The organism is Pseudomonas sp. GL-RE-26, assembly GCF_019956275.1.
GTDB lineage: Bacteria > Pseudomonadota > Gammaproteobacteria > Pseudomonadales > Pseudomonadaceae > Aquipseudomonas > Aquipseudomonas grandcourensis.
In genome coordinates this window covers 289190-304051 of sequence record NZ_JAHBDI010000022.1, presented here as the reverse complement: position 1 = coordinate 304051, position 14862 = coordinate 289190, and the positions used below count along the sequence as shown (strand labels likewise).

The 14862-nt window shown below is 60.6% G+C and carries 4 protein-coding genes; 3 read left to right on the top strand and 1 reads right to left on the bottom strand.

Going from position 1 to position 14862, the window contains the following annotated elements; all coding sequences use genetic code 11:
• Window positions 1-9565, bottom strand: a 9565-nt coding sequence (locus KGB07_RS16270; protein ID WP_223465944.1) for a peroxidase family protein, incomplete at its 3' end; no start/stop codon positions are given.
• A gap of 673 nt (window positions 9566-10238) precedes the next feature.
• On the opposite strand from KGB07_RS16270, the gene KGB07_RS16265 reads away from it, so the two are divergent.
• From KGB07_RS16265 to KGB07_RS16255, 3 genes are read left to right on the top strand one after another with little or no spacing between them, the layout of a single operon-like run.
• Window positions 10239-11975: a type I secretion system permease/ATPase gene (locus KGB07_RS16265; protein ID WP_046043039.1), complete on the top strand. Its 1737-nt coding sequence runs from the start codon at window positions 10239-10241 to the stop codon at window positions 11973-11975.
• A gap of 6 nt (window positions 11976-11981) precedes the next feature.
• On the top strand, window positions 11982-13322 hold the full coding sequence (locus tag KGB07_RS16260; protein ID WP_223465942.1) for an HlyD family type I secretion periplasmic adaptor subunit: 1341 nt from the start codon (window positions 11982-11984) through the stop codon (window positions 13320-13322).
• Between the two features lies 1 nt (window position 13323).
• A complete protein-coding gene (locus KGB07_RS16255; protein ID WP_223465940.1) occupies window positions 13324-14652 on the top strand; it encodes a TolC family outer membrane protein in 1329 nt (442 codons plus the stop codon).
• Window positions 14653-14862 lie beyond the last annotated feature (210 nt).

The following is a 14862-nucleotide window of genomic DNA, read 5'->3' as shown; positions in this document are numbered from 1 at the left end:
CGTTGGCACCCAGGGTGTAGCTCGCGAGCGAGGTCCAGACCGTGTCAATACCCTCACCGCCAAGCTCGGTCACCACGTCCCCAAGGTCGGTGACTTCGTAGACATCGTCGCCAACACCGCCGGCCATTGTGTCGGCACCCGTACCCCCGATGAGAATGTCATTGCCCGCGTCACCATTGAGGATGTCGTTGCCACCCAAGCCACTCAGGAAGTCGTTGCCATCACCTCCGCTGGCCACGTCGTTGCCTGCCGTGCCGACCCATATGTCGCCACCGGTGGTACCGACAAACACTGCACCGACGGCTACCGGGGCCGTGGCGTCGGACGTAACGCTTTCGGCCACACCGAAGTCATCCACATAACCGACCACCACGCGCACCTGATCACCGACCTGAGCCTGGCCAAGCGCAAACGTGCTGGCAGTGGCTCCGGCGATGTCGACAAAGGTGACCCCATTGGTCTCCTGCCACTGGAAGGTGAACTGCGGATTGCTGAGGCCATCGACATCGACGATGGTCGACAGGTCGGCGGTCAGCACCTCGTTCAGAAACGCAAAACCGAGGATGGCCGGCCCTGCGGTCGGTGCGTTGTTCGCCGACGAGTCGACGAACTCCAGCGTACCGTTGCCATCCTGATACACCGCCCGAACGCGGATGTTCAGACCGGCGACATCGTCCGCCACCAGGTAGGTGGCGCCGATCGCCCGCGATACCTCGCCGGCGGCGACAAAGGTGATGTCTTCAAAGACGCCCGAACCAGGGATGTTTTCGACCTGCCAGTAGTAAGCCACCGGACCGGTAACCGCGCCGGTTAGATTGGTCGCACTCACACTGTCCGCATCGCGTATCGACCGATCGCTGACGCGCAGCAGCTGGCCGGCGACGGGTGTATCGGTACGCGCACCGGAGGTAGCATCGAGGATCGCCAGACGCCCCACAGGACCGCTGTTCAAGGCGGTGCCAACGCCGGACGCCCGCGCCTGATCAGCGAACTGCAGACGCTCGATGCCCGTCAGGCGATCGACGCCATCACGCGCTGTCACCAGGTCGGTCACGATGACGGTGTTGCCATCGACAGCGACGCTGTACTCCGAAAAATTACCGGAGAACACCGCAGTGTCGAAGCTGTCAGTGCCGGTCAGAATCTCCCGCACGATGACCAGCTGGCCAGGGTTGTAAGTGCCGTTCAACATCGCTTGGACCATCGGCGCCATGCTGTCGAACGTGGCGATTTCCGCGCCAGTGCCATCAGCGTTCGCCCGTACGCTGATGCGTACGTTCAGCCACTTGTCACCGTCGATGATGTCGTCACCACCTCGACCTTCGATGAGGTCGCTACCGCTGCCACCGAGGATGATGTTGCCGCCGTCGTAGAACGTCGCGCCGACTGGCAACAGACCCGCCAGACCGTTGATCAGGCTGATGTTGGTCAACACACTGCCGGTTGCACCCGCGGTGGGTAGCGATGTCGCATCTTCGTTATCACCGCGCAGGAAGTCACCGTGGGACGAGCCCGACAGACCTTCCATGATGTCGAAGCGCACCAGCGCCGAGGCACCCGAACCCGGCATCGGTGGAACATCGAAGAAGCGGTCGCTGTAATCGATGGTCACGCCCTGGGCGAGATCCTTGAAGGTCGCCCAGTCATAGCCCGAGCCGCCGATATAGCGGTCACCGAAGCCGAGACTGCCGACCATGATGTCGTCGCCGCCTTCGCCGTTGAACTTATCGTTCTCATTGCCACCGATAAATACATCGTGGCCAATGACCGGGTCGTTGCCCAGTGGATCGAAGTTGTCGCCAGGTGCACCGTCCGAGGTGCCCTTCTCGATCCAGTCGTCGCCTTCGTTACCCATGTCCTGTTCGTTGGCTTTGCTGCCCAGGATGAAGTCGTTGCCCTGGCCACCAATGGCCTCGGAGGCGTCCTCACCGGTCACGATGAAGTCGCTGCCGAACCCGCCAATGATCAGGTTGACGCCGTTGCCACCGTGCAACACGTCGTTGCCGTCGCCACCCTGGATGTTATCGTCGCCGCCGGTGTCGGTGATGATGTCGTCACCGGCACCACCGCGCAGCTGGTCGTTGCCGTCACCGCCATCGATGCGATCGTTGCCGGCATCACCCCAGACCGTGTCATCGCCTTCACTGGAGATGAGAATGTCTGCGTTGTCTGTGCCCCCCAGCACGATGTGCTCGGCACCGTTGTAGCGGATGTAGTTGGTGTCCGCCCCCACGGTCAGCGGGTTGTCGCGGAACACCACCTGCTCGCCGTTCGGGCCGAGCGGATCGGCGGCGAGCAGGCCTTCGTTGAATTGCTTGCCCGGGTCTACTTCCAGATAGAACCCAGGGTCCGAGAACACCAGGCCTGGCAAGTGCGTGGCCGAGGTGTTGGCCATGATCAGCTTGGCGAACGAGTTGCTTTCAAGTTCGGCATTCATGGACAGGCCAGAGGTACGCTCCAGGTAGTAGAAGCGGTCGCCGTCCTGCAGTTTTTCCAGCTGGTTCTCGAACACGAAGTTGAAGGTCGTGCCGAGCATGCCGCCGAACGGGGTTTTCTGTTCGGCCAGGCCGCCGATCCAGAGATCGATGGCATCGACGCCCGTGGTCGTCACGTTCCTCAGGTCGTCGGTAGTACCCAGCACCCCATCGCTGCCGGGCAGCGTTACGTTGGCAAAGTCACCGGTGCTGTTGAGGAAGGCCAAACGCTCAGCGTCAGCCGGCGCACCCACGCCACCGAAGACCAGCGCCAGGGCTGCAGCGCGTTTGCCTTCAAGCGTGGTCGCCGCCGTGATCGTGTCATGCGTGCCATAGGCCGCGATGAAGTTGATCAACGACTCCGGATGCTTGAGGTGCTGCAACAGGTCGATCCAGCTGGAGTACGGCTTGAGTTGGGTATCACCGGTTTGGCTGTAGATGTCGCGGCGGATCGCATTGAGTGAGGGAATCCCCACGTCGCGGCCACGGGCGATGTTGAGCGCCGGCAGGTCGAGCGGCAAGCCAAGCAGGTTATTGCGCAGCGCCTCGGTGACGAACTCGTCGATTTCGTTACCGGCTTGCCGAGTCACCCCACGAATGATCGCACTGGTCGCATCCTCTGGCGACACGCCACTGGCGGCGTACGCCAACGGGTTGAGGAACGCTGCGATCAAGCCCATTTGTTGATCGGGATTAGTAACGCTGGCCCCCACCACGTTGAAGTCGATATCGAAGCGATCGACGGTCTCGGTCAGCATCGAGTGGCCAAACCGGTACACGGTGTGGGCGAACTCGGCGACGATCGAGGCATCGAGGTCGACGTCATAGACCTGGGTCGGTGCAAAAAACAGGTCGACTCGGGGCTGGATGGTCCGCGCAAACTCCTCGAACACCAGGTGCTGATACTGCATTTCAGTACCGAACTTGGCAGCCTGGAACAAGCGCTCGCCATTCCACTGCAGCGCATCGAACTCAGTCTGGTTGGTTGGCAATGCGGCCACCGGAGTGAGCAGCCACTCGTTGAGGAAGGCCACGTCACCCGAATCGAGCACGGTATCCTTGGTTTGCTGGACCAGGCGGTTGTGCTCGGAGTGGAAGATCGCATGCACCGCGGTCAGGCCGATGTTCTCGTTGACCCGGCCGTCGCCAGCGATGTAGTGCGCATCCAGCAGCTCGTTGTCGTAGGAGCCCGGCGCAGGTGTACCACCCACGATATCGTCCGCATCGGGCGCGAGCGCTGCACCGGTCTGGCCGTCCACCGGCACTGCATTGTGGTTAACGTCGATGAGGAACTGGTGACCGGTGCGCACAGCATTGGTCAGGTCAATGGGAGCAGCCCGGTTGCCTTCGACCAGTTGAGTGACGTCATCAGCTGTCCCGGCAATGCCATCAACACCGTTACCGATGCGGATCACCACCTGCGGCATGCCATTCGGCCCCTTGATGAAATTGCCGTAGGCGTCGGTCGCCAGCAATGGCACGTTGTCGAAATCGGCATCCGTGAGATTGATGCCGAGCAGATCATGGGCTTGCGCCTTGACTACCTTCCAGGTGGCCATGCCGCCGATCTCGACATCGTCGATAGTGCCGAACTCGCCATCGGCGCCCAGATCACGATTGGTGATCAGCTTGCCGGTGGCCACCGGATCGCCAGCTGCGTTGAGCCCATAGGCACGCAGGAACACCTGGTGCGACGGGTGCGAGCTATAGGTCTGGTTCTGGTCCACGAATGGCGTGGTGGTGTTGGTTTGCTCATGGATGTCGTCACCAGTGCCGAGAACCCCATCCGCCCCTGGCAGGTTGGTCGCGCGGGTCAGCACCATGAAGTTGGCACTGCCGCCTGGCACAAACAACGGATCATCCTCGTTCAGCGGGATGAAGACGGTGCCCGAACCGCCTTTGGTGACCAGGTCCAGGCCATGATCGAAGAACTGTCCGAAGAAGGTCATCCATGCGTTGAACGGCGCGGACAATCCCGCGTCCGCCGCGACGTTCTCGAAAAAGTACACATCGTGATCATCGGGGGTACCGAACTGACCATCCAGGCCGGGGCTGGCGACAATCCGTACGCCATCCTTGAGGACGTCGTCATTACCCACACCCACCACGCCGAAGTTGAGCACACCGTCCAGGCCCGGGTCGAAAGCCGTGGCATAGGCCGCCGGGTTGTTCGACGTCTGATCGACGATCAGGTTACTGATGGTGCGTGGTTGCGAGTCAAACACATTGCCGCTGTTCTGCGCATACGACGATCCAGCGATAGCCGGCGAGCCGGGGCCGAAGAAGCCGGCAGCAACACCTTCCGCCGGATTGAAGACCGGATCGGTCAATCGCGGAAAGACGTTATCGGCGGCACCAAACTCGGTGTGGTTGTTGCCGTTGAGGTTCATCAGGTTGTTGTTCGACCCGTCGACCGCACGCAGGCCCAACGGCGCGCGGATGTTCGGGATCAGCGAGAGGATGTCCTGACCGCCCGCCTCAGCCTCGGCAATCTTGATCTGGTCAAGAATGAAGTTGAGGTCGGAGCGGACCATGTGCAGGCCCGCGCCACCTGCGGTGGCATCGACTACAGGTACCTGCGCCGTTGGTATAACCGGTGCACCGGCGGCGATGGTAGCCGTCGGCGTGGAGAACAGGATCTCCGTGGTACCGTGACCGTCCTGATAGATCGCCTTGACCCGCAACGACAACCCGGCGAGGTCAGGAGAGACCTTGAACGCGGTGCCGTCGGCGCTTTGGAACGCCAGGTCGCCAGCTGGCAACAGGATAATGTCCTCGAATACGCCGCTGCCTGGCGTTGCCTCGAACTGCCAGATGTAGGACACAGAGGAGTTGGTAATCAAGCCCAGCGGATTACCCGCCGCGATATTGTTGCCATCGCGCACCCCGGCCACGCTGACCGTCAGTGTGTCGCCCACCGTGATCGCGCCGCCGTTGCCATCCGTGACAGTCGGGCTGCCAGTTGGTTGGGCATTGAGTCCGTCCACCAGCACTATCTGGTTATCGGCGAACTGCAGGCGTTCGATATGCAGCAGGGTATCGGTGCCGTCGCGGCCCGCTACGCTATCTATCACTGTATAGACATCGTCCGCCAAATCGTCCGCCGTGCCGCGGTCGTCAACAATAACCGTATACTCGCCCAGAAGCCCGGAGTAGATGGCGGTGTCGAAGGCCGCCCCGCCCGTCGAGGTGCCGGGCATGATTTCCCGCACGGCCTTGAGCTGACCCGGGTTATAGGTGCGATCCAGCATGAACGGGATCATATCGACCATGCTGTCGAAGGAGGCGATTTCGGGGCCGGTATGGTTGACATCACCAGGGGCGTAAACCGCAATCCTGACGTTGATCCATTTGTCGCCATCGATCAGATCATCGCCGCCGCGGCCCTCTATCAGGTCACTGCCATTGCCGCCGAGAATGATGTTGCCAGTGGCAAAGCCGGTGACCGGTAATCCGGCATCGGCCAGGAACTGGTCCAGACCGCGGATCAACGCGACATTGGTCAGTGCACTGCCCGTGGCACCACCGTGGTTGACAATAGTGACCGCATCGACATCATCGCCTTTGAGCACATCACCGAAACTCGAACCGGACAAGCCTTCGACCTCGGCAAAACGGTCAAGGATCGAGGCAGGCGAGGCACCGACCGGATTGAACACCCCGGCATTCTGGTTTGGCGCATTGCCATGTGGCTGCGCCAGCGCGGCCAGGGTCAGGTCAACGGTCACGCCGACCTTGTCATTCTTGTAGGTCACCCAGTCGAAACCGGACATGCCGTCCATCTTGTCCTGGGCATCGCTGCCGACGAAGATGTCGTCGCCACCCTCGCCGATCATTTCGTCGAAGCCGCCACCACCGGTAAAGATGTCGTTGCCGATCACATCGTCATTGAGCAACGGCGAGAAGTTATCGCCAGGCGCACCGTCCTGGGCGCCCTTCTCGATCCAGTCATCACCTTCGTTGCCGGTAGGTGGCAGGTTGGTCTTGGCGCCGAGGATGAAGTCGTCACCCTGACCGCCGAAGGTGGTGGTGATGTCTTCCGTGGTGATAATGAAGTCCTGGCCATCGCCGCCAAGGATCAGGTTGCCTGCAACAAGCATGCTGCCGGCCACGATCACATCGTTACCGGCATTACCCTCCAGGCGGTTATCGCCGAACGTGTCGCTGATGATGTCATCACCCGCGCCGCCCAGTACCGCATCGTTCCCGGCACCGCCTTCGAGGCGGTCGTTGCCGGCATCGCCGTAGATGGTGTCATCGCCGTCACCGGAGATGATGATGTCATTGCCGGCAGTGCCGCCCATGACGATATGGTCTTCACCGGTGTACTGCAGATAGTTGGTGTCCACACCGGGGGTGTCGGGGTTGTCACGGATCACCAGCGGCACGACTTCCACGCCGTTGATCATGATGCCGCCCGTCGGATCGGCACGGCTATCCAGGCCCAGGCCAGTGAACTGAGTGGCCTGATTCACTTCGAGGGTGAACGTCGGCGTCAGGAACACGGTGTTTGCCAGGTGGGTGACATCGGTGTTGAGCATGATCAGCTTGGCAAAGGAGTTGTTCTCAAGCTCAGTGCCGAAGTTCAGGCCCGCAGTACGCGACAGGTAGTAGAAGCGGTCGCCGTTCTGCAACGCCTCCATCTGGGTTTCAAACACGAAGTTGAACGTCGAGCCGAGCATGCCGCCGAACGGCATCTTCTGTTCGGCGAGGCCACCGACCCAGAAGTCGATGTCGTCCACACCGGTAGTGGTGACGCCATTGACCATGGCGTAGATGCCCGAACTGTTAAGGAATGCCAAGCGATCCGCTAAATCGGCGGTAAAGGTACGCTCGTTGACAGTGCCGGCATTGATCAACGCGCTGCCGCCAAATACCAGGGCAGCAGCGACCGCACGCATCTCGACCATCGTATCCACATCGGCTGCCGTCAATGCCCCGTGGGTACCGAAGGCCGCGATGAAGTTGACCAACGACTCGGGGTGCTTGAGGCTGTCTGCCAGGTCAGCCCAACTGATGTACGGCTTGAGTTGGCTGTCGCCGGTTGAGGCGTAGAACTCTCGCCGCGCCTCATTCAAGGTGGGGATGCCCGTGTCGCGACCACGCGCCAGGTTCAGGCTCGGCAAATCGAGCGGTAGACCGAGCAGGTTGTTGCGCAACGCTTCGGTGACGAACTCGTCGATCTCGTTGCCGACCTGGCGGGTCACACCGCGAATGATCGCTCCTGCCGCTTCATCCGCAGTCGTCCCGCTGCCGGCAAACGCCAGCGGATTGAGGAAGGCCGCAATCAGACCCAGTTGCGAGTCCGGGTTGGCCGGGTTAGTGAGGAGCGGATTGAACGCGGGGTCGAAGCGATCGACGGTCTCGGTCAACATCGAGTGACCGAAGCGGTACACCACGTGGGCGAACTCGGCGAGGATTGCCGGGTTGATCGAGGTGTCATAGCCACTGGGCGCAAGGAATCCGTCGACCTGCGGCTGAATGGTCCGCGCGAATTCCTCGAACACCAGGTGCTGGTACTGCATTTCGGTGCCGAACTTGGCGGCCTGGAACAGGCGTTCACCGTCCCACACCAACGCTGCGATCCCGGCGGGTGTAGTCGGTATCGCGGTCACATCGTCCACCAGCCACTGGTTGAGGAAGGCCAGGTCGCCGGAAGCAAGGATGGTGTCCTTGGATTGCTGGACCAGGCGGTTGTGCTCGGAGTGGAACACATGGTGCACGGTGGTCAGGCCAATGTTCTCGTTCACCCGGCCGTCGCCGGCGATGTAGTGGGCGTCGAGCAGTTCGTTGTCATAGGTCGTGTTGTTGCCGGCTCCGTCAGTTGGCTGCGCATTGCCGATAGCGTCATCAACATCCGCCTGCAGAAGCCCATTGACGACGACTGGCGCGGCATTGTGGGCGATGTCGTCGAGGAAGCCATGCCCGGTGCTCACGGCGTTGGCCAGACTGATCGGAGCAGCCCGGTTGCCTTCGACCAGTTGAGTGACGTCATCAGCTGTCCCGGCAATGCCGTCAGCACCGTTACTGATGCGAATCACCACCTGCGGCATGCCGTTCGGCCCGCGGATGAAGTTGCCGTACGCATCGGTTGCCAGCAACGGCACGTTGTGTACATCGGCGTCAGTCAGGTCAATGCCGAGAATGTCATGAGCCTGGGCCTTGACCACCTTCCAGGTCGCCATGCCGCCATTTTCGCCGCTGCCATCATCGGCAGTGCCGAACCTGCCATCGACGCCGAGATCGCGATTGGTAACCAAACGTCCCGTTGCAACAGGATCGCCTGCTGCGTTGATCACGTACTCGCGCAGGAACACCTGATGCGACGGGTGCGAGCTGTAGGTCTGGCTCTGGTCAACAAACGGCGAGGTGGTGTTGGGCTGGCCATCATCGGCAGTGCCAAGTACTCCGTCCGCGCCAGCGGTATGCACCGCACGTGGCAGCACCATGAAGTTGGTCGGGCTGTTCAGTACGAACAACGGATCGTCCGGCTGCAGCGGAATAAATACGAAGTCGGTAGCGCTCTTGGTGACCAGGTCTAGACCGTGGTCGAAGAACTGGCCGAAGAAGGTCATCCACGAGTTGAAGCTGGCGGTCAGGCCGACGTCCGGCGACACGTTGGGCATGAAGAACACAGGCTTGTCATCGGTCGTGCCGAACACGCCATCCAGCCCGGGGCTGGTGACTACCTGTACGCCAGCCTTGAGTACGTCGTCATTACCCGGCAAGCCGAAGTTGAGTACACCGTCCAGGCCCGGGTCGAACGCTGAGGCATAGGCCGCCGGGTTGTTGGCAGTCTGGTCGACGATCAGGTTACTGATAATCCGTGGTTGCGGATCGGTCACATCCCCTGGCACGGCGTATGCCGCCAGAAACGAGGGGTCAAGCAGGCGCGGGAAGGTATTGTCCGCGGCGCCAAACTCGCTCTGGCCGGTGACCAGGTTGTTGAAGCTGCCATCGACGGTACGCAGGCCGAATGGCACCTGAGAGTTGGGAAGCAAATCAATGAGGCTGGCGCCGTCGGCATTCGCTTCTGCGATGAAGATTTGCTTAAGGATGAACTCCAGGTCCGACTTGTTGAAATTGGCCATTTTGGATTGCCCTCGATCTATTTGGGTAAAGGCACGGGACGAGAAAACCCTCCCGCGCCAAGTCAAGTGCTGGCTTGCGCAGTTTGTTGATTAGGTTTTTTAGCGAGAGCTCTGGCGTTACCCGAGACCCGGGATACGCGCCTGGAATTCGCGAAATGAATTGCTCGCCGGGCGATCAGGCAGAGCGGATTCGAGCCCTGGGCGGGCCATGGAATCTGGAAGTGAAGGCAAACGTCCTGGAAAGCCCCTTCCCTCTGCAAAAGAACGAAATGATCGACATGATTCTGCTCCTCTCAGGAGAATCACCGCGCCTTGCACTGCCAAAGCGCTGGCAGGCTTCAGGCGGGCGGGCCCCCCGATAACTAAGACTAAAGTTCCATAGCAAATCTTTGTCAATATTACGTCGCTAAAACAGACGACTGGTGGTAGGCATCACAACTATCTGTTTTTAAAAGATATATAGAAAGTTGTGTGCTGGTATAGAGCAAAATGTTATTTCGAACTGTTTCGCCGCCACCTACGCTGCTGCATAAGGGAGCAACGCAGCTATTTCGGAAGACTCGCCATCCATAGAGCGACCAGCCTGCGTCTCCATAAGCTGTTTACAGGACTACATTTACTGTTAGCTGTTGCGCCCCAAGGGCAATCAGCTTTTCGCAGTGGGAGGACCAACATGCCCAAGCAGTCGAGCATCCGTTCCGAACTGGCAGACGCACTCTTTCGCCTGCGCCGCAGTTTTTATTCGCTGGCGGCGTTCAGCGGTGTCATAAACGTCATGATGTTGACGCCAGCTATTTATATGCTGCAGGTCTATGATCGAGCCCTGGTCAGTCGCAACGTCACGACGCTGGCGATGTTGACGGTCCTGGTGGTGGGTCTGTTCCTGCTGATGTCCACGCTGGAAATGGTCCGCACCCGCGTGCTGATCCGGGTCGGCAACTGCCTCGACATGGACCTCAACCGACGCATTTTCACCGCTGCATTCGAGCGCAACCTGGGCCGCGCCGGAGGTAACCCGGCCCAGGCCCTGCAAGACCTCGCCCAGGTCCGTCAGTTCGTCACCGGCAATTCCCTGTTCGCTTTCTTCGATGCACCGTGGACGCCGATCTACCTGCTGGTCGCCTATCTGATCCATCCACTGCTCGGACTGCTCACGCTGATCGGCTCGCTGATTCTGGTGGCCCTGGCCTGGCTCACCGAAAAGGCGACGCACAAGCCGCTGGCCGAAGCCAATCAGGCCGCCCTCTCCTCCGCCCAATTCGCCAACAACAACCTGCGCAACGCCGAGGTCATCGAGGCCATGGGCATGCTGCCGTCGATCAGCAAGCGCTGGTACCAAAGCCATTTGCGCATTCTGGAAATGCAGACCCTGGCCTCCGATCGTGCCGCCTTGATCAGCAGCATCGGGCGCTTCGTGCGGATCACTTTGCAGTCGCTGATTCTCGGCGCTGGCGCGCTGCTGGCGATCGACGGCAAGATCACCCCGGGGATGATGATTGCCTGCTCGATCCTCACCGGCCGCGCACTGGGTCCGGTGGAACAGGTCATCGCGTCGTGGAAGCAATTGCTCGGCTGCCGTTCGGCCTGGGGCCGGCTCAACGAGATGCTGCACGACTATCCGCGCCGGCCTCCGAGCATGTCGCTCCAGCGGCCAATGGGCATGCTGGCGGTGGAGAATGTGTATGCCGGCGCCCCCGGTACCAACAACACGATTCTGCGCGGCGTGAGTTTCAGCCTTGTCCCCGGCGAAAGCCTTGGCATTATCGGTCCATCCGCCTCGGGTAAATCCACCCTCGCCCGCCTGCTGGTTGGCGTCTGGCCGGCCCAGGCCGGCAAGGTGCGCCTGGACGGCGCAGACATATTCAACTGGAACAAGGGCGAACTTGGCCCCTGGCTCGGCTACCTGCCACAGGACGTGGAGCTGTTCGAGGGCAATATCGCCGACAACATTGCGCGCTTTGGCGAAGTGGACAGCGAAGCGGTCATCCGCGCCGCCAAGATCACTGGCGTGCACGAAATGATCCTGCGTTTTCCACAGGGTTATGACACCCGACTGGGCACCGATGGCAGCCCGTTATCCGGTGGCCAGAAGCAGCGCATCGCCTTGGCCCGCGCGCTGTATGGCGAGCCCAACCTGATCGTGCTGGACGAGCCGAACGCCAACCTCGACGACCTCGGCGAAAAGGCCTTGGTCGACGCCCTGGCCGAACTCAAGGGCCGTGGCGCCACCGTCATTCTGATTTCTCACCGTCCCAACGTACTCTGTGCCGTCGATAAGGTGCTGATGCTGCGCGACGGCGGCGTGCAGATGCTTGGCACGCGTGATGAAGTATTCGCAGCGCTGCGCAAGGCCAGTGTGATCCCTGCAGGCGCGTCAACTCCGCTGGCCTCTGTCAAAGCACGGGAGTGACCGATCATGCAAATGAGCCAACATACCGAGATGATTACAGCCGATTCCAGGAGCATGGTAGACCTGGACGTCGGCAAACCCGCGCGGTGGGGCGTGTGGCTGGTGCTTGCCGGCTTCGGCGGCTTCCTCCTGTGGTCCTGGCTGGCTCCGCTGGATGCCGGCGTGGTAGCGACAGGCACGGTCAAGGTCACCAACAATCGCAAAGCCGTGCAGCATCTGAGTGGCGGTACCGTGGAGGCCATTCTCGTTCGCGAAGGCGATCTGGTGACAAAAGGCCAGGAGGTGGTCCGTCTCGACTCGTTGCGTGCCACTGCCGAAGAGGGTGCAGTCAGCGCCCAGTACATCGTCAGCAAGACGGTGGAAAACCGCCTGGAAGCGGAGCGTGACGGCCGCAATGTGGTGAGCTTCGATCCGGAACTGCTCAAACGCTTCAAGGATGACCACCGCCTGGAAGCCGCCATGGACCTGCAACAGCGCCTGCTCGACACCCGGCGCGCCGGTCTCGCTGGCGAAATCAGCATCCTGCAGGAGAACCTGGCGGCGTCGGCCGTGCAGCTCAAGGGCCTGCAGCAGGTCTATAGCGCCCGCGCCTCGCAGATCAGTTTCCTCAACCAGGAACTGCAAGGCACCCGCGTGCTGACGGCCGAAGGCTATGTGCCGCGCAACCGCCTGCTTGAGCTGGAACGCAGCAATGCCGACCTCTCTGCCGGCCAGGCCGAGAACCTCAACAACATCGCCCGCGTGCGTAGCCAGACCACCGAAATCAAGCTGCGCATCCTGCAGCGCCAACACGATTACCTGAAGGAAGTCGAATCGCAGCTGACTGAAACCGCCAAGGAAAACACCACTCTGGCCGACCGCTTGCGCTCGCTCGACTATGAAGTGACCCACACGGTGATTCGTTCGCCGATCGATGGCATGGTCCAGGGCCTGAGCATTGCCACCGTTGGCGGGGTCATTCAGCCTGGCTTCAAGATCATGGAAGTCGTTCCGGTCAACGAACCGCTGCAGGTCGACGCGATGATTCCCGTGCAGGCCATCGACAAGATGGTCCCCGGCCTGACCGTGGACATTTCCTTCCCGGCTTTCAACCATGCCAAGACACCAAATATCCCCGGCCGCGTGAAGACCATTTCCGCCGACCGCTTGATGGACGAGGAAAGCAAGCAACCGTTCTATCTGGCTCAGGTGGAGGTCACGCCCGATGGCATGGGCCTGCTTGGCAGCAACCACATTCGCCCCGGCATGCCCGCCAGCGTCACCATCAAGACTGGCGAACGCAACATGATCAGCTATCTTCTCAAACCAATGCTCGATCGTGTGGACAGCTCATTCAAGGAACAATGAGATGGAACGTCGTTGCCTGTTGTTCTGCCTGCTGGGGCTGTCCCTGCCGGCTGGTGCCATGGACCTCAAACAAGCCTGGGATTTGTTGCAATTCCAGGGCCCTATCTACCAGGCCTCCGTGCATGAAAAACAGGCCGGCGAGGAAAACCGCGCCATTGGCAAGGCTGGCCTGTTACCGCAGATCAATGCCTCGGGCTACCACAACAAGGTCAATGGCTCCCAAAGCCAGAGCGGCATCGACAGAGATCTCCATTACGATTCCAAGGGCGCCAACGTGCGCCTGCGCCAGCCGCTGTTCAACAAACAAAAGATGGCCGAATACCGCCAGGGTCAGCAGCGTGCCGACTACAGCAACGCGGTATTCGATGCCAAGACTCAGGACGCCGCGGTGCGCCTGGCCGAAAGCTATTTCGACGTACTCCTGGCCAGCGAAACCATCGTCCTGGCCAAGTCCAAGCTGACCGCCTTCGAAGAACAACTCGCCTCGGCGAAACGGCGCATGGAACTGGGGGCCGGCACCGTCACCGACATCGACGAATCGACCGCTCGCCGCGACCTCGCCGACGCCGAGCTGATCGAAGCGCAAGACAACCTGATCAACGCGCGCCGCAAGCTTGAGGAATATATCGGTGAAACCCCCGAGTCACTGACCACCTTGCGCCCGAGCTTCGATACACCACCGCTGCTACCGAGTAACCTGCAGGACTGGTTGGTCAAAGCCCAGACCGATAGCCCGTTGATTCATGCGCGCCGTTATAGCAGCGACCTCGCAGCAGAAGAAGTGAAGCGTGCCAGCGCCGGCCACTGGCCAACACTGGATTTCATTGCCGGCTACACCGCGGGTGAGAGCCAGTCACTATCCGAGTTGAATCAACGCAACCACTACGGCTCAATCGGGCTGGAAGTCAATATCCCACTGTACAGCGGTGGCGGTGTCAGCGCGTTGACACGCCAGGCCAGTGCCAATAGCGATAAGGCCATGGACGAACTCGACGCCGCGCGACAGGAAGTCATTACCGAAACCACCCGTGAGTATCAAGGCATACTGAGTGGCGCCAAACGCATTCGCGCGCTGGAGAAGGCAGTGGAGTCCAACGAACGCTCACTGGCATCGTCACGCAAGGGCTTCAAAGAGGGTGGCACCAGCACCAACTCGGACGTCCTCAATGCCGAAGAGCTGCTCTTCGTTGCGCGCCACGATCTGTTCGATGCCAAGTTGCGCTATTTGATGTCGCGCCTGCGCCTGGCCTCTTCAGTGGGCAGTCTGGGCGATGACGATATCAACCAGATCAACAACTACCTCGGCCCGGAACTGCTGGTCACGAAGTAACGTTCACCTTCCGGCCGGTCGAGCCAAATGATGGCTGACCGGCGTTTCCCTCCCATGCCCCCCCGCTCCGTCAACTCACCTCTCGTTTAACCCGGTCATGCATTGCTGCATCTCGGCGCAGAAAGGTAGCCGTCTGCGAAAAAAAACAGTCAACGCTGAAATTTGCCCACTAAGCCCTTGATTCCCTTTATGCTCGATCCAAATCCAAAT

Bases quoted from the DNA above. Each gene is read 5' to 3' on its own strand.
- KGB07_RS16265 (WP_046043039.1), top strand. From the start codon at position 10,239: ATGCCCAAGCAGTCGAGCATCCGTTCCGAACTGGCAGACGCACTCTTT.
- KGB07_RS16260 (WP_223465942.1), top strand. From the start codon at position 11,982: ATGCAAATGAGCCAACATACCGAGATGATTACAGCCGATTCCAGGAGC.
- KGB07_RS16255 (WP_223465940.1), top strand. From the start codon at position 13,324: ATGGAACGTCGTTGCCTGTTGTTCTGCCTGCTGGGGCTGTCCCTGCCG.